Origin of the sequence: Salsipaludibacter albus (assembly GCF_019798055.1) — a bacterium.
Taxonomy (GTDB): Bacteria; Actinomycetota; Nitriliruptoria; order Nitriliruptorales; family Nitriliruptoraceae; genus Salsipaludibacter; species Salsipaludibacter albus.
In genome coordinates, this window is record NZ_JAHOPH010000002.1 from 81,673 (window position 1) to 97,815 (window position 16,143).

Consider the following 16,143-nt stretch of genomic DNA (forward strand, 5'->3'; position numbering starts at 1 on the left):
TTGTCGACCGCCGGACGGGCGTCCCGTCCGGCGGTCGGCTCGTGTCAGTGGGCGACCTGGACCAGGGTGAGCGTGCCGCCGTCGGAGTGGATGGCGCGCCCGACCGGCCAGGCCTGACGGGTCCGGGGCAGGTCGGCGTTGGCGAGGCTGGCATCCATGTCGCTGTCGGGCTGGAGCAGCAGGATCCGGCGACCGCGCTTGAGCGTCGACATGACGTCGGACCACGCCGAGCGGGCCAGCGACACCTCGCAGGTCGCGACCAGGGTCACGTGGGGCTCGCGCATCAGTTCGTGCAGCGGCAACTCTGCGGGGCCCTCGAACAGTTCGTGGACGTCGTCGACCAGCACCAGGATCGGCTCGGGTCGGGCCGCCAGGGCGCGCACCGCCACCTCCACGTCGTCGGCGCCGACGTGTTGGGCGACCCCGCGGGGCAGCCCGGGCACCGGTCGCTTGCCCGCGAACACCACGACCGGCACCCCGGCCCGGCTGGCGCTGGTCGCCAGCGTCGCGACGGTGGTGGTCTTGCCGGACCGTGCCGGCCCGGTGATCAGCAGGTCGTCGGACGGGTCGAGGGTGAAGGGCTCGAGCCGGTCGGTCAGCCCGATGCCCAGCCTGCCCGTGCCGTTGGTCGCAACCTCGGCCAGCGCGACCGTGTCGCCGAGCACCCGCACCTCGGGCCCGGGCCGGGCGCCCCGACGTTGGAGCGTGGCCCCCAGCCGACGCAGGGTGGTCGCCTGGCCGGCGGTGGTCAGGTCGTCGCCCGCCAGCGCGACCTGCACGACGTGCTCGCCGTCGACGGCTCGGCCCGCCGGCTCGTCACCGTCGACCAGGTCGGCGTCCACGCCCAGGTTGAGATACTCGTCGAGCGTCGCCAGGCGCAGGACCAGCCGCCGGCCCACGGTCGAGGTCAGCATCATCGGGAACGAGTTGCGACGCGTCCCGGTCAGCACGAAGTGGACCCCGACCCCGCGACCGTCGCCGACCAGGCGCAGCAGCAGGTCGAGCCACTGGCCCCGGTCGATGCGCTCCCAGGCCTGCACGAAGGTCTCGAAGCCGTCCACCAGCACCAGGATGCGCTGCATCGCCTCGCCACTGTTGCGGCGGTACTCGGCCAGGGAGGCGGCCTGGTGACGCATGAAGCGCTCGCCACGCTCCTCGACCAGCTCGGCCAGGTCGCCCAGCATCCGGGTCACGCGCTCGTGGTCGTCGCCGGTCACCAGGCTGCCGACCTGCGGCAGGGGGCTGAGCATCTCGAGCCCGCGTCCGGCCGCGTCGATGCCCAGGATGCCGACCGGGTGGTCGTCGTCGGTCAGGCACGCGGCCGTGGCGATGGTGCGCAGCGCGGCGGTCTTGCCGGAGCCGCCGACGCCGTAGACCAGCATCGAGCCGTCCCGGTCGGGGTGGAACGCGGCGACCTGCTGCGACTGGCTGGCCGGGTCGTCGCGGACCCCGATCGGCAGGCGGTCGTCGCGTCCCGTGCGGGGCAACCTCAGGAGGTCGTAGTGCTCGGCCAGCGGGTCCAGCCAGGGCCGGCGGGGGACGGGGGAGCCCGTGTCGCGGAAGGCGGTCGTGATGGTCGTGACCAGCCGTTCGAGGTCGGTCGGTCCGGTGTCGGTGTCGGTGGCCCGGGTGGGGTCGGGCCATGGGCGGACCGTGCCGAAGCCGACCGAGGCGACCTCCAACTCGACTCGCTCGGTGTCCTCGGCGCCGGTGTGCCCACCGACGTAGCCGGCCTGGAACGAGATCAGCTCGCTCGGCCCGAGCCGGGCGACGCCGCGGCCGGGGGTGGAGCGGTCGATGGTGGCGGCGACCGGTGAGTCCAGCACGTCGGTCGACTCGTCCTCGGACGCGACCCGCAACGCCACCTTGAGGTTGGTGTTGGCGCGGATGTTGGGCGTGATGACCCCGGCGGGACGCTGGGTCGCGAGCAGCAGGTGCAGGCCGAGGCTGCGCCCCCGCTGGGCGACGTCGACCACGCCGTCGACGAACTCCGGCACCTCGGTGGCCAGCGCGGCGAACTCGTCCACCACGATCACCAGGCTGGGTGGGGTGAGGGGGTGGCGCTCCTTCTCCATCTGGAGCTGGTCCTTGGCGTTGGCCTCGTTGAGGAGGTGCTCGCGCCGGTGCAGCTCGGCCCGCAGCGACGTCAGGGCGCGACGCACCAGTGCCTGGGTGAGGTCGGTCACCAGCCCGACCGTGTGGGGCAGGTGGGTGACGTCCTTGAACGCCGCACCGCCCTTGTAGTCCACCAGCAGGAAGTTGACCTTGTCGGGACTGTGGGTCGCGGCCAGTGCGACCAGCAGGCTCTGGAGGAACTCGGACTTGCCGGCGCCGGTCGTGCCCGCGACCAGGCCGTGCGGGCCGTCGTGGCGCAGGTCGATCGAGAACACCCCGCCGGCACCGGCACCGACCGCTCCCCGCAGCCCACCCCCGGGCTGGGACTCGCCCCACCGCGCCCGGACGACGCCGGGGCGGTCCAGCAGGTCGGGCCCACCGAGCAGGTCGACCAGCGAGGCGCGGCCCGGCAGCCCGACGTCCCGGGACTGGCGGGACGACACGTCCACGATCGGCGCGAGGTCGCGGGCCAGCCGTTGGGCGGCGGCGCGGTCGAACAACTCGACCGGGACGTCGTCGAACGTGCGGGCCTCGTCGACCTCGGCGATGCGGGCGTTGGCGCCACCCGGCGCGATGTTGACGACCGCGCCACAGGTCTTGGGGATCCGCCGGCCCGACGACGCCACCCACACGACGTGGATCCCGGCCCGGGGTCCGACCTCCAGCAACCCGGTCAGCCGGGCCCGCTCCAGGGGCAGGTCGTCGTCGACCACCACCACGACGTGCGGCGTCGTGACGACGTCGCGGCTGTCGCGGTCGTCGCCGATGCGCTGCTCGATGGTGGTGCCGAGGTCCTTGAGCAGCGCGAGCGCGTCGTCGACGGTGGCGGCGAGGTGGTTGACCCCGATCGGGCTGAGCGGCGCCCGGGTGTGGGGGAGCCAGGTCAGCCACTCCCAGTCGGCCCGGCGTGGCTCCGACAGCAGGGCGCACACCACCACCTCGGAGGGGGAGTGCAGCGCCGTCACCTGGGCGACGATCGAGCGGGCGGCGTGGGACGCGAACGGGTCGGGACCGGACACGCCGATCGAGCCGGTCCGGGCCAGCCCGACGGCGACCGGGACCGGGGGCAGGTCGGCGTAGCGACGGGGGATTGCGGCCAGTTCCTCGCGCAGCTCGCGGCCACCGCTGGTCGGCAGCGCGATGTCGATCCGGGCGGGCTGGGGGGCCAGCCCGAGGCGGACCTGGAGGAAGTCGGGGTCGCCGGGCTCGCGCTCCCACAGGCGCGGGGACAGGTCGCGGACGTGGTCGTCGAGCTGGTTGACCGCGGGCGAGGCCGCGAACCGGGCCTCGACCTCGGTGTCCTGGGCCGACTCGATCGCTGCGACGGCGCGGTCGCGGTCCTCCTCGAAGACCTCCAGGCGTTCCGCGTAGTCGGCCCGGCCGCTGCGCTTGGCGTCCCAGAACGACCCCATGACCATCAGGGGGCTGAGCGCGAAGAAGACCATCGTGAGGATGCCCATCCCGAACGCCCACATGATCCCGCCCATGGCGAGGGGGGCCAATGCGGCCGCCATGGGGAGGCGTTGCTTGCCGGGCTTTTCGGGTGGGGCGGGCAGTTCGATGCGGGCCTGGGGCAGGGGTCGCTGGATGCGGGGTGGCCGGTTGAACTCCACCGACGGACCCAGCACGTCCCCCAGTGCGGCCTCGGCCTGCTCGACGAACAGGGTGGTGTCGCCGATGCGGATCTCGTCGCCGTTGCGCAACCGGCGCGGGGCGACCACCGCCACCCCGTTGACGGCGGTGCCGTTGGTCGACCCGAGGTCCACCACCTCGATGACGTCGGACGCGACGAGCTTGGCGTGGCGCCGGGACAGCAGGTCGTCGTCGATCGCGACGTCGACGTCAACCGAGCGACCGATGATGGTCTCGCCGGCGGGGATCTCGACCCAGCGCGGGGCACTGTCGGTGGTGACGACGCGGGCCCGGCCGACCAGCCGACGCCGGCCGGGGTCGCGCAGTCCGGAATCGGGGGCGAGCCGGACCGCGTCACCGGACTGCAGGTCGGCCTGGGCCAGTGGCAGGTCGCGGGCCAGCGTGGCGCGGGTGCGGCTGAGCCGTTCGAGCGTCGCGGCACCACCCCACGTGACCGGGTACCGATCGACGAGGCGGTCGACCAGGTCGCCCACGGTGGTGCGGTCGTCGAACGACGCCAGCAGGTCGGTGGTGGCGTCGTCGTGGCCCAGCACGAAGCGCAGCTCGAACATCGACGTCACCTCCCGTCGGGGGTCGGGCGCGGCAGGGTCGCGACCAGGGTCGTGGCGGCCCGGTCGTGCAGCACCTGCAGGTCGCCGCCGGCGTCGGTCACCTGGCCACGAAGCAGGTGCAGGCCCATCCCATCGCCGGTCGCGTCGGGCCGGTGGTCGGACCCGTCCTCGCCATGGTGCAGCCTGCCGGTGGACCGCGCCACCACGGTGACCTCGGTGTCGTCGGTGTCGGCGTGCAGCTCGAGCAGCCCGTCGACCCGGTGTGCGGCGGTGTTCGCGGCGGCCTCGTCGACCAGTGCCACGACGGCGGCGGCCACCGGCGGGTCCACGGACGCGTCGCCGGACCTCGCGCCGACCTGCACGGTCAGCCGCCCGGCGTGGCGCCTGCGGGCCTCCTCGGCCGCGTCGGCCAGCACCCGGTGGACGTCCGCGACGCCGTCGTCGTCCGGGGGATCACGCAGCAGTCCGCGGGCCAGGTCGTGCGCCCGGTCGACTGCGTCGCCGGCCGCGTCGACGTCCCCGGCGTCCAGCCGTCGGCGGGCGTCGACCAGGGTCGGGACCAGGTGGGTGTGCACGGTCGCCCGCAGCGCCGCCAGCCCGGGCGCCCCGTCGGGCGGGGTCGGGTCAGCCACGGACGTACCAGGAGCCGATCAGGCCATGTTCGCGGGCCTGGCGGACGGCGTCGCCCCGGGTGGCGGCGCCGAGCTTGCGACGGATGCTGGTGACCTGGGTCTTGACGGTGTCGACGCTGGTGAAGCGGGCCTCGGCCACCTCGGCGTTGGTGAGGTGGAGGCTGAGGTGGCGCAGCACGTCGACCTCGGCCTCGGTCAGCCCGAACTCCTCCTGGCGTCGCAGGGCGCCGGCCAGCTCGGGGGTCAGCATCGGCAGGTCGGAGTCCGGGGTCTCCAGGACGTGGGCGACCGCCTGTTCGAGCGGGTCCGTGGAGGCGCCCTTCTGCAGGAACGCCCGGACCCCGTGGCCGAGGCTGGCGAGGATGTCGGTGTCCAGCGCCCAGGTCGAGTAGACGATCGTGGGGACCTCGGCCTCCGCGAGGGCGGCGAGGGTCTCCCACGACGGAGGGGCGTCGGGGCCGTCGAGGTAGAGGTCGCAGACGACGACGTCGACGTGGTCGGGGGACAGGAACGGCTGCAGCGACGCGTGGTCGGCGACGGGTCGCACGTCGTGGCCGGCCTGGCCGAGGATCGCGGCGAGGCCCTGCCGGGTCACGGCGGTGTCATCGACGACGATGATCCTGCCCAACGTGCTGCCTTCGACTCGGGTCGACCCCGTCCGGGTGCCCCGTGTGGCCGGTGCCTCGATCCGGACAGCCTAGGCGGGTGGGGCCGCCGGGCAATCGTCGAACGCTTTCGTTGGTCCACGTCCCCTGTGGGTGGGCCTGACACGCGCGAGTGCGGCTACCCTTCGGGGCGGTCCTGACACGCCAGGAGGCCGCCGTGGTCCAGCGAGGAGGCGATCCCGCGCAGATGCGCCGGGTCGCGGCCCGGATGGAGGACGAGGCCGCCGCGATGGAGGGTCACCTGCAGCGTCTGCTGGAGGAGGCCGACGCGGCGTTCTGGCAGGGGGCGGACGCGGATGCCTTCCGCGAGCGGCTCAACGCCGAGCACACCACGGCCGTCACGCGCACGGTCGAGTCGGTCCGCACGGCGGCGCGCGAGATGCGACGCCAGGCCGCCGACCAGGAGCGCACGTCGGCGGGCTGACCCTCGGGCCCGTTGTCCGGGGTTGGTGCGAGCGTGGTGGGCATGCCCGTCGGACGCCGGGCAGGGTCCGTGCGGGGCGGGACCAGCGGCCAGTCCGACCACCGGGGGCTCGGGACGCGGCTCCCGTAGACTGGCTCCTTGACTGGAGTATGGGGAATGATTCGTCGCCGGATGACCGTCAAGCGGGTCGACCCGTGGTCGGTCCTCAAGCTTGGCCTGGTGGTCAACATCGCCGGCGCGGCGATCCTGGTCGTGACCGGGGTCGTCGTGTGGTCGGTCGTGCGACGCCTGATGCTGGTCGAACGGGTCTGTGAGCAGGCCCAGGGGCTGCTGGGGTTCGAGTCGTGCGCCGTCGACGGTGTCCAGATCATGCGGACCGGGTTGATGCTGGCCGGGCTGTCGGTCGTGGTGGCGACCGGCGTGATGGTGTTCCTCGCGTTCCTCTACAACCTCATTGCCGACCTGACGGGTGGCATCGAGGTGTCGATGCTGGACCACTCCGGCCAGGTGCGCAGCGCCGGCGGGGTGGAGGTCTCGCCCGAGCTGCGGACCGACCACGGCCGCGGCCGACAACAGACCGGGCCGCCACGTGCGGCGGCCAACACGGGTGCTCCGGCCGTCGATCCCCACCCGACGATGGCATCGGCGACCGCGCGGCCGCAGACCGAGGTCCCGCTGGTCGATGCACGACCGCAGCCGCCCCGGGGCCCGGTGGAAGCCGCCCCCCGTTCGGCGCCCGCGACGCCGCCCGAGCCGCGTGGGCCGGGCATCTTCGAGCGTGCGACGGCGGTGGCCGGTGCGGCCGGTGCGGCGGTCAAGGGTGCCGCCGAGCGCAGCGGTGCCGCGGTCAAGGAGACCGGGACGAAGCTGGGCGATGCCGGCCGGCGGGCGACCACGACGCTGGCCGACGTGACCGAGCCGGAGGCCGCCGAGCGTGCCGAGCGTGCCAAGGCCCACCGCGAGTCCCTCGACCAGCTCACCATGCCACGCGACGAGCGTTCGTCGGGGCGGGGCGGTGGCTCGTCGGACGGCCGGTCGGGGTCGAGCGACGGCCGGTCGGGGTCGGGCGACGGCCGGTCGGGGTCGGATGGTGCCCTGCCTCCCCGGGCCGACGACGGTCGCTTCGTCTCGAGCAGCGAGTCGTCGGGGACGTCGCGGGCCACGTCGTCGCGCTCCGACGGGGGGTCGCAGGGTTCGTCGTCCCGCGGTGGCCGGCGCCAGGAGATGTCACCCCAGGAAGCGGCCGCAGAGCGCCAGCGGGCGCGTGCCCGCGCCGACGCATCGCGCCGAGGGTCGTCCGGGTCTCGCTCGTCGGACGACGTGGATGACGAGCCCGAGTTGATGTTCGGCAATCACCCGAAGGCGACCTCGGACGACGGTTCCTGACCGGCGTTCGGTTGGCCGCGTGGCCGACCCACCGCTACCCTCGCCGACCGCACCTCTCGGGCCCGTAGCTCAGCTTGGTTAGAGCGCACCCCTGATAAGGGTGAGGCCGATGGTTCAAGTCCATCCGGGCCCACACCGAGACAGCGGCTGAAGCTCCCGATTCTTGCAGTTTGGGAATCGGGGGCTTTGCGTTTTCTGGTCCGTCAGTGCACAACCAGTGCACATTTTCTCGTGGTGACGTCTGGCGGACATGCTCGGGCGGGACTGTGTGTGTAGTCATTCTGGGCTCTCTTGATCGTCGGCTGAAGAGTCGAAGAGGTCGGCAGCGAAGCGTTCTGCGGCTTGGCGTTGCATGCCTGGGACGAGGTGGGCGTAGGAGTCGAGGACGAATCCGGCGGACGCCCAGCTGCCATGTTCTTTGAAGAATTTGATCTGTTCGCCGCCGGCCTGGATGAGGCCGGCGGCTCGTTCATCCGCAGGCGACCTTGGTGGCGGGTCGTCCCGACCGGGACGCGTCCGCCACGTGGCGACGCGGGAACACCGTGCTCGTGGGGGTCCCGGCGTACCGTTGGCTGGCGGACTGGGTCGCACGGCTGGGAGCGCTCAGCCGTGGGATGCGTCCGTCGGCCACGCGATGGTCACGGATGGCGTCGAAGCGTACTTCCGGGGGACCTGCACCCAGTCGGAGGCTCCACGGGCGTAGGACCTGCCACCGTTGCGCTCGCCGCCACCTCCGCCACCGAAGCGGCCGCCACCTCCGCTGCCGGCACCGCCGTGCAGGGGCCCGAACTCGGTGTTGCCGCACCACATCGCTGCGCCCAGGGCGCCACCGCCCACGGCGACGAGCCAGATGTCACTGACGATGGTGGCGAGCCAACATCGCGCGACCGCGGTGGCTCTTTTTCCGACCGCGACGTGGAGGCGCTCGATCTCACCCGCAGTCGTGGACGTGCGGGCGATCCGTGACCGTCACGCGACCCGACGGAGAGATCGCGTGCGTCGACGTCACGGAGTGCCACACCTGGGTGCGAGACGGCCACGAGTTCGTGGTCACCGCCACCGCAGACCCGATCGCGGACTTCGCCGGCTTCGAGGGCGACTGCGACGTCGACAGCGACCGATGCACCACCACCTACGACCGCGGATCGGTCACGGCCAGGTTCCACACCCCGGTCGTGCCAATCGCCGTCCAGGTCGCCTCCGACGACCCGTGGATGCACTTCGCGGTCACCGAGGGCGGGTGGGGAGGTACCGGGTGACCGGGGTGTCCGACGACCACCTCTCCCGGACGACCGCCCTCTGATGCGCGGTGACCGGTGTGCCCGCACTCCGGCTCGACCTGCACTGTCCAGGACCCGTACCCCAGCCCACGCCACCGCGCACTCCAACATCACCGGGCACGGGAGGGGTGCTCGTCCTTCCATCGCGCCTGCCGCCTGTCGGCTCCCCTCGGCGACGCGTTCGGAACACAAGCGCGATGTTGGGGAAGGCGCGCGACGACGAAAGCAAAGGGGCCCCCGGCCCTGAAGGGCGCCGCCTCGCCGCACACGGATCCGGTGACACCACCGCCGAGCCGAAGGGAGTTGGTTGGTGGACCGTCCCCCGTCAACGATTCGTGCCCTGCCGCAGCCGCCGCGGCGTCCCGACGGCATGCATGGCGGTCGGGAACGGTACGGCCCGGACCCGGCGCAGGCGCTCGACGGTGAGGAAGCCGTCGGGGGCCTCGCGTTCCAGGTCGACGGCGATGTGTGGCAGCACACGATCGTCCACCACCACGTCGAGGACGGTGACGTCCCCACGCACCCCGATCGCCGGCGTGGTCGTGACGGGCCAGCCCAGGTCGTGCAGCCGGTGCCGAGCGTCCGTGGCATCGCCGTCGAGCACGAGCCGCACCCGGCTCTGGCCACCGGCGAGACGTTCGTCCGCCACGATGCCGAACAGCGTGCCGATCCCGACCCCGACGGCGTAGGCACCCACCCGCAGTGGGTCGTCCAGTGCCTGCAGCACGGTTCCGAAGACGAGTACGAACAGCAGCGCCTCGACCCCCGCCACGGTCGCGGCAGCGATTCGCTTGCCGGCCGAGGCCAGGGCGACCCGGAAGGTCCACAGGCCCACGTTGCCGGTGGCCAGGGTGGCCACGCCCAACACGTCCAGTCCGTCCAGCAAGGTCATCTCGCTGCCTCCGTGGGGGATCTCGTCGGCCCATCGTGGTGGCCCGCCGCCGAAACTCCATGGGTGGCACGTGCCCAGGTCGCCCCGAGGGCCTGCCCACGTTGGTCCCGTCGATGGTCAGCGCCACCCCGGATCGAGCAGGCCGGCCTGCTCGACGGCCTCGTGGCGTGAGGCGACGTCGAGTTTCTGCAGGATGGCCGCGACATGGTGGTCGACGGTGCGCACCGACAGCACGAGGCGGTCCGCGATCTCGTTGTTGGTCAGTCCCTCGGCCAGCAGGTCGAGTACCTCGGCCTGGCGCGGGGTCAGGCCGGACGGGTGCTCACGCGTGGCCCGGCGCGGCCCCCGGGGGATCCCCCGGATGCCGTGTTCCCGGAGTCGTCGTCGCGCCGCGGCGGCCACGGCCTCGGCGCCGAGGTCGTCCAGCACGCGCACGGCCTCCTGCATCGGCGCCGCCTCTCCGCTGGCGAGCAGCTCGAGGGCGCGCTCGTACGGGCGCGCGTCCTCCTCCCACGCCTGGGCGGCCTGCTGCCAGTCGCCGCGGAGTCCGGCAGCCCACGGCTCGGCGACGTCGGGCGGAATCGACACCTCGACCCCGGCCATCCTGGCGTAGCGCAGGGCCTCTGCTCGCAGGCGTGGCCGGAGGCGTCCCAAGGGCAGGGCGTCGAGCCGGGCGGCGGCCGCCTCGGCATCCCCGTCGATCCAGGACTGCTCCACGCGGATGACGCCGATCAGTCCGAGGTACGGGGCCGCGCCGGAGCGGCGCGCCAAACCCCAGGCGGTGCACAGCAGTTCGTCGGCGTCGGGGTCACCACGCCGGACGGCGAGGCGGGCGAGGGTCTCCAGCGCGATGAGGTCGATCAGGCCGTGCTGGTCCGTGGTCGCTCGCAGGTCCCGCAACTCGCGCTCGGCATCGTCCCAGTCACCGAGCAGGAACCGCACGGTCGCCTTTCGCGCGCGGATGTCGAAGGCATGTGAGGCGAAGTCGTGGTCCTCGAGGAAGTCCAGCGCTTCATCCAGGACGGGGAGTGCGTGCTCCGTGGGCTCCCGGCTCAGCATCAGTTCGAACGACAGGTTGACCCACGCCCGTGCCGCCAGTTCGAGGTGGCCACCCTCGAGGGCCAGGCGGATCGCCTCGTGGAAGTCCCGGATGTCGGGCTGCCCCCCCGCGGCACACTGCGAGATGGCTCGGTAGTTGAGTGCCAGCGAGCGCAGGTCCGGTCGCGCCATGCCCTCCGTGGCCACCACGGCCTCCTCGGCAAGCTGGCGCGCCAGTTCCGGTGGGTCCTCGATCAGCGCATACGTCTCGGCCCGCGCCACGAGTCCCTCGATGCGCTGTTCGTCCGTGCCGTGCTGCTCCAGCAGGCCGACGGCCTCCTCGGCGCTGTCGATGGAGGCGGTCGGGTCGTTGGCCATGAAGTGCATCCGGCCGCGTGTGGTCAGGGCGTGGGCCAGGGCAACGGGCTGGTCGAGGTCCCTCCGCAGGGTCACGGCCCGTGCAGCCGCATCGACGGCCTCGTCGAAACGATGCAGCGTGTAGAGGGTCCAGGCATGCTGCTCGAGCAGGTCGGCCAGGTCCGCAGCCTCCAGTTGGTCACCCCGGGCGAGCACGTTGGCCTGGTGGGCGACCGCCTCGCGGTGCGCGCCCAGTCGGAACGCCTCCCGGGCCGCTCGCGGACCCAGGGCGACCACGACGTCTCCGCGACCCGCCTCGACGGCGTGGTGCAGGACCGCTGCATCGTCGTCGGTGTCGAGCACCTGTGCCAGCACCGCCTGGTGGTGGGCGATGCGGGTCGACGCGGGCAGGGCGCCGAGCACTGCCAGGCGTGTCAGCTCGTGGCGGAACCGCACGTCGTGCTCGTCGACGGCGAGGATCCCGCGGGCCTCGGCGACGGCCAGGTCGTCCGACGCGATGCCGAGTCGCCCGACCAGGTCGTGGTCGGCGCCGGCCGGGATCACCGCGAGCAGTTCGACGACCTCCCGTGCCGGTCCGGGCAGGGACTGGACCCGTGCGAGGACGAAGTCGGCGACGTTGGTCGGGAGGTCCTCGGTGCCGTGGCGGACCACCTCGCCCACGAAGTAGGGGTTGCCGCGGGTCAGGCGGACCACCTCCTCGGCCTCACGGTCGTCGGCTCCGGTGAGTTCGCGTACGGCCCACGGCGAGAGGGGCTGCAGGGCCAGACGATGGGTCGTCGCCGGCAGCGCCGCCAGGACACCGTGCAGTGGGTGGTCGGTGTCCAGGTCGACGTCGCGGTAGGTCATGGCGAGCACGGCGGGGAGCGGCGCGATGCGGCGGCCGACGTAGCGCAGGACGTCCAACGTGGCGTCGTCGGCCCAGTGCACGTCCTCGACGACCAGCACCGTCGGGTACAGGGGGTTCTCCAACTCGGCCAGGACGGCATCGAGGATCGTGCCCGTGTTCGTCCCGGCGACGGCCTCGGCCAGGGGCCCGCCGGTCCGCCGGGCGATGTCGCGCAGGGGGCCCAGCGTCCGCTTCGTCAGGAAGTCGTCGCACCACCCCGTGAGCAGTCGCGTGTCGGGGCCCAGGTCGCGACACCACGCCGCGACCAGGCTGGACTTGCCGATGCCCGCCTCGCCGGAGATGGCCACGACCGCGCCGCGTCCCGTCGCCGCGTCCCGGACCAGCGACCTGAGCACCTCCAGCTCGTGGTCGCGTTCCACCAGTTCGATGCTCGCCGGCATCGGGACCTGCATCGGATCGGACACCGTCCCCGGCCTCCCCCGCGCGCCCACACCGGCGCGCCCTGACCCAACCTAGTTCACGCTCCGTGTCCGGCGCGCAGCGGGTCAGGTCCGGACGTGGTCGCGCCAGGAGTGGGCGGGCTCGTAGCCCAGCTCGGCGCGGGCCCGGTCGATGGCGAGCAGGGTGGTGTGGCCGGACACGTCGCCGCGGACCTCGACGTCGGGGTAGACCTGTGCCAGCAGGTCGGCACTGGGCGTCGTCATGCAGGTGTCGGCCGCGGCGACGAGGTAGCTCGGCGTGCCGTCGACGTCGGCGGTCAGTGCGAGCCGGGCGGCCTGGGCGACGTCGCGCGCGTCGACGTAGCCCCACAGGTTCCAGCGGCGGATCTCGGGGTCGTCCCAGAAGGTCGGGAAGTGGGCGTAGTCGTCGGGCCGCATGATGTTGGAGATGCGCAGGGCGACGATGGCGGTGCCCGACCAGCGGTGGAACTGGGTCGCGATGGCCTCGCCGGCGAGCTTCGACAGGGCGTAGTGCGATTCGGGCAGGAGCGGATGGTCCTCGTCGATCGGGGCGTAGCGGGGAGGTTCGTCATCGAAGGGCAGCCCGATCAGGGTCTCCGACGACGCCCACACGATCCGCTGCAGGCCCAGCCTCGTGGCGGCGCTGAACACGTTGTAGGTCGACAGGAGGTTGTTGGTGAAGGTCTCGGCGTCGGTGCGGATGCCAGGTGCCGGGATGGCCGCGAGGTGCACGACCGCGTCCGCGCCGTGGAGTGCCTCGATCGTCTGGCCCAGGTCGGCCAGGTCCACTGCCAGCGTGGGCTCGTCGGGGTTCAGGGAGGCGACCAGGTCCACCGAGAGGACTTCGTGTCCGGCCGCCGTGAGGTCGGCCACCACCGCCTCGCCGGCCTTGCCACTGCCACCCGTCACGACGACACGGTCCATGGGCGTTCCTCCGAGGTCGGGTCGGCATCGACGGTAGGCGACGACGCCCCGCGTCAGGGTGCGGGTGCTCGCGAGCATGGCGGACCGAGCGCCCCAGGTGGCCATGCTCGATCGCCGGGAGGCGGCAGGGCATCTGGGACAGGTGTGCAACAACGGGGCGGCGATCGGTCGTAGGGTCCGTCTCGCCCGTCGTTGCCACCTGCCCGCAACCCCATGGCCGTCCTCCCGGGATCGCCCGCCGGGGGCGACCGACCGCCCGGACGGCTGACCACGGGGACCACTCATGCGCGACATCATCGATGACCGGCTGGTCGGCGCGCTCCACCTGCGGGCACTGACGCGCCGCGGGTTCGCGCACGACGCCGCGAGGGAGCACACGGCGTTCCAGGCCGGCACGTTGCGCGCGCTGATGGAGGGCCACCTGGGCGGGGACGCCACCATCGGCGAGCTGCTGGAGCACGGCGACCTCGGCATCGGCACGGTGCAGCACGTCGGAGGTGAGCTGGTCATCGTCGACGGCGAGGCGTTCCTGGTGGATGGCGATGGCGTGGTCACCCGCGTCCCGTCGGAGACGCCGACGCCGTTCGCCGTCGTGTGCCGGTTCCCGCCGATCGCAGACGTCGAGGTCGACGGCGATCTGGACCTCCAGGGGTTCCGCCAGACGGGTGGTGCGCGGTCGGCGCCGTCCGGCGGTCACACGACCCAGGAGGTGGGGACACGCGGATCGGGGCGGTAGGCGCAGTACGTGCCGGTCTCGATGGTCTGTTCGAGATGGTCCCCGAGCGCGGGGTGGTGCTCGCTGATGCGATCGATGGAGTAGCGCAGCGTCCGGGTGACACTCGACCTGGCCCGCTCGGACGTCGACTTGGCGCGACGGCTCCGGCCGCCGATGCCCGTGGCGCGGGCGAGTTCGCGCACCAGGTACTCCCGGTCCGCCCGTGCCAGCGCGCGCCGCTCGGGGTCGTTCATCGCCTCCGCCTCCTCGATGTCCCGGTCGATCTCGGCGAGTCGCCGGCGGTAGGCGGCTCGCGCCTGGTCGTCCAGCACCGGACCGGCGTCGCCGCCGCGGGTGACGGCGTCGACGTCGTCCGTGGTGACCTCGGCCGTGTCGCCGCCCTCCTCGGCCGTGACCAGGTCCAGGACGTGGAACTCGCGGCCGGGCTCCGCCAGCAGGTGCGCGAGGTAGCGCATGCCCTTGAGGTCACGGACCAGCACGGTGTCGTCGTCGAACGTGATCGTGCGGACGTCGCCGTCGCACCGGAAGACCGGCCCGTCGACGTCCCGGTGCGGCTCGTGCGCCGTGGCCCGGTCCGACGAGCGGGCCGAGGCCGACTCGTCCAGTCGTCGCTCGACGCGGTCGAGCCACAGGCCGCTGCCGACTCGCGCGAACTCGCTGCGGGCGCAGCGCCACTCGAGCCGAGCGCAGGGGCCGTTGCCAGCGCGGTCGTGGGCGTCACCGAGCACGGTCCGGGCCACGGCTGCCTCGTACGGTGCGCCGACCTCGCCCCAGGTCGCCACGGCGTGCTTGAGGTCACGCACGGCCACGTCGGGGTCGCCGTCCAGAAGCGCGACTCGCCCGGCGGCCAGCCGGGCCGAGGCCTGCAGGGCCGGGCTGGTGAACACGTCGGCGATGCGATCCAGTTCCACGGCCGCCGTCCGAGCCGTGGCCAGGTCGTCGGCCGTGGCGGCGATCTCGACCTGCGCGGCGAGCAGCGGTGCTCGGCCCAGCTGTCCGAACGGGGGCTGTTCCTTGAACGGCAGGTTCGCGGGCTGGTCGAGCGCGTTGGCGACCATGGCGGTCGCTGTCGCGGTGTCCCCGCGGGCCAGGCAGACCAGGGCCAGGCCGGGTTGGGGGTCCCAGGCCTTCGCGTGGGCGGCTTCGAACGCCTGCTGCGCACCGTCGAGGTCACCACGTCGCATGCGGATGGTGCCGAGTTCCGTCAGGGGCCACCCGAACTCGCGTCGCATCCAGGGTCGAAGCTCCTCGCACGCCAGGGTCGCCTCGCGCTCGGCCACGTCGCACGACCCGCGCAGCCGCAGCAGCTCGGCACGGTGCACGCGGCAGCGTCCGTTGATCCCCCCGAAGGCCGCGTCCCGGCCCCACCGCTCCATGGCGGCGGTCCACTGCTCGGCTCGGTCGTGCAGGGCCAGGCCCCGGACCGCACAGATGAGCTCGCACCACACCATGCCGGTCGTCAGCGAGTCGAACCTTCCCGTCAGCAGCATCGCCGCCACGTCGTCCAGGTCTGCGAGCCCATCCTCCACCTCGCCGTCGAGGATCGACAGGCGCGCTCCGGCGACCCGGCCGAGCGCCACGGCGGGTGCGACGTCGTGGGCCGTCCCCAGCTCGACGGCCCGGGTCGCCCACTCGCCGGCCGCGACGCGGTCCCCGCACAGGAACCGCTCGTAGGTCCGGACCATCGCGACGAGCGCGTGCACCGATCCCTCGCCATCCCGGGCGGCGTCGGGCTGGTCCTGGACGTCGGCCAGGAGCCGGTCGGCGCGTGTGAGCCATGCCCGGACCGGGGCCATCAGGCCGGTGTCCATCATCAGGTACATCGCGACGGTGCCGGCCGCCCGGGCGGCATCGACCGCCTCACCGCGGTCACGATGCAGCGCGTGGAGGTCCTCGAAGGCGCCGATCGCACCCTCCAGGTCCCCCGCCCCGTAGCGCGCCACGCCCTGCAGCCGCAGGACCTCCGGACGATCCGTGACGTCGACGCTCGCGTGGGCCAGGTGGTCCAGGGCGGTCTGCCAGTCACCACGATCGACCGCCCCTCGCCCGAGCGCGAGGGCGGATTCCGACGAGTCACCCATGCGATTGCTCCCGTGCCCCCACCGTAGGGACCGAACACCAACCGGCACGTCGATCCTCACGGTCGTGACACGGTCTGTCA

The 16,143-nt window shown here is 73.0% G+C and carries 11 protein-coding genes and 1 tRNA gene; 5 read left to right on the forward strand and 7 right to left on the reverse strand.

Going from position 1 to position 16,143, the window contains the following annotated elements:
* Positions 1-44: 44 nt before the first annotated feature.
* From KR546_RS02195 to KR546_RS02205, 3 genes are read right to left on the reverse strand one after another with little or no spacing between them, the layout of a single operon-like run.
* Positions 45-4,319: an FtsK/SpoIIIE domain-containing protein gene (locus KR546_RS02195; RefSeq protein ID WP_238443066.1), complete on the reverse strand. Its 4,275-nt coding sequence runs from the start codon at positions 4,317-4,319 to the stop codon at positions 45-47.
* Positions 4,320-4,324: 5 nt separating this feature from the next.
* Positions 4,325-4,951, reverse strand: a complete 627-nt coding sequence (locus KR546_RS02200) for a hypothetical protein (protein ID WP_238443067.1) — start codon at positions 4,949-4,951, stop codon at positions 4,325-4,327.
* Positions 4,944-5,579 (reverse strand): response regulator transcription factor, encoded by a 636-nt coding sequence (locus KR546_RS02205; RefSeq protein WP_238443068.1) that lies wholly within the window; start codon positions 5,577-5,579, stop codon positions 4,944-4,946. Before KR546_RS02205 ends, KR546_RS02200 begins: the two co-directional genes overlap by 8 nt.
* 194 nt (positions 5,580-5,773) lie before the next feature.
* On the opposite strand from KR546_RS02205, the gene KR546_RS02210 reads away from it, so the two are divergent.
* The 4 genes from KR546_RS02210 to KR546_RS02225 all read left to right on the forward strand — a co-directional run bounded on the left by KR546_RS02210 (position 5,774) and on the right by KR546_RS02225 (position 8,685).
* Positions 5,774-6,040 carry a WXG100 family type VII secretion target gene (locus KR546_RS02210; protein WP_238443069.1) on the forward strand — a complete coding sequence of 89 codons (267 nt, stop codon included), beginning with the start codon at positions 5,774-5,776 and terminating at the stop codon, positions 6,038-6,040.
* A 156-nt stretch (positions 6,041-6,196) separates the two neighbouring features.
* Entirely contained in the window at positions 6,197-7,426 is a 1,230-nt protein-coding gene (locus tag KR546_RS02215) for a DUF3566 domain-containing protein (protein ID WP_238443070.1), read from the forward strand.
* Positions 7,427-7,484: 58 nt separating this feature from the next.
* Positions 7,485-7,559, forward strand: a tRNA-Ile gene (locus KR546_RS02220).
* Positions 7,560-8,388: 829 nt separating this feature from the next.
* Positions 8,389-8,685: a hypothetical protein gene (locus KR546_RS02225; RefSeq protein ID WP_238443071.1), complete on the forward strand. Its 297-nt coding sequence runs from the start codon at positions 8,389-8,391 to the stop codon at positions 8,683-8,685.
* 346 nt (positions 8,686-9,031) lie between these two features.
* Here KR546_RS02225 and KR546_RS02230 read toward each other — a convergent pair whose 3' ends face one another.
* From KR546_RS02230 to KR546_RS02240, 3 genes are all read right to left on the reverse strand, one after another.
* A complete protein-coding gene (locus KR546_RS02230; protein WP_238443072.1) occupies positions 9,032-9,598 on the reverse strand; it encodes a DUF5698 domain-containing protein in 567 nt (188 codons plus the stop codon).
* A 117-nt stretch (positions 9,599-9,715) separates the two neighbouring features.
* Positions 9,716-12,325 carry an ATP-binding protein gene (locus KR546_RS02235; protein ID WP_238443073.1) on the reverse strand — a complete coding sequence of 870 codons (2,610 nt, stop codon included), beginning with the start codon at positions 12,323-12,325 and terminating at the stop codon, positions 9,716-9,718.
* 81 nt (positions 12,326-12,406) lie between these two features.
* The gene (locus KR546_RS02240; protein ID WP_238443074.1) at positions 12,407-13,246 is read right to left on the reverse strand and encodes an NAD-dependent epimerase/dehydratase family protein; all 840 of its coding nucleotides are present in this window, start codon (positions 13,244-13,246) and stop codon (positions 12,407-12,409) included.
* Positions 13,247-13,529: 283 nt separating this feature from the next.
* Here KR546_RS02240 and KR546_RS02245 point away from each other — a divergent pair, with 283 nt between their 5' ends.
* Entirely contained in the window at positions 13,530-13,982 is a 453-nt protein-coding gene (locus KR546_RS02245; protein ID WP_238443075.1) for an acetolactate decarboxylase, read from the forward strand.
* On the opposite strand, the gene KR546_RS02250 is transcribed toward KR546_RS02245, so the two are convergent.
* Positions 13,940-16,063: an ATP-binding protein gene (locus KR546_RS02250; protein ID WP_238443076.1), complete on the reverse strand. Its 2,124-nt coding sequence runs from the start codon at positions 16,061-16,063 to the stop codon at positions 13,940-13,942. The genes KR546_RS02245 and KR546_RS02250 overlap by 43 nt on opposite strands.
* Positions 16,064-16,143: the final 80 nt, after the last annotated feature.

Bases quoted from the DNA above. Each gene is read 5' to 3' on its own strand.
- KR546_RS02195 (WP_238443066.1), bottom strand. From the start codon at position 4,319: ATGTTCGAGCTGCGCTTCGTGCTGGGCCACGACGACGCCACCACCGAC.
- KR546_RS02215 (WP_238443070.1), top strand. From the start codon at position 6,197: ATGATTCGTCGCCGGATGACCGTCAAGCGGGTCGACCCGTGGTCGGTC.
- KR546_RS02245 (WP_238443075.1), top strand. From the start codon at position 13,530: ATGCGCGACATCATCGATGACCGGCTGGTCGGCGCGCTCCACCTGCGG.
- KR546_RS02230 (WP_238443072.1), bottom strand. From the start codon at position 9,598: ATGACCTTGCTGGACGGACTGGACGTGTTGGGCGTGGCCACCCTGGCC.
- KR546_RS02250 (WP_238443076.1), bottom strand. From the start codon at position 16,063: ATGGGTGACTCGTCGGAATCCGCCCTCGCGCTCGGGCGAGGGGCGGTC.
- KR546_RS02240 (WP_238443074.1), bottom strand. From the start codon at position 13,246: ATGGACCGTGTCGTCGTGACGGGTGGCAGTGGCAAGGCCGGCGAGGCG.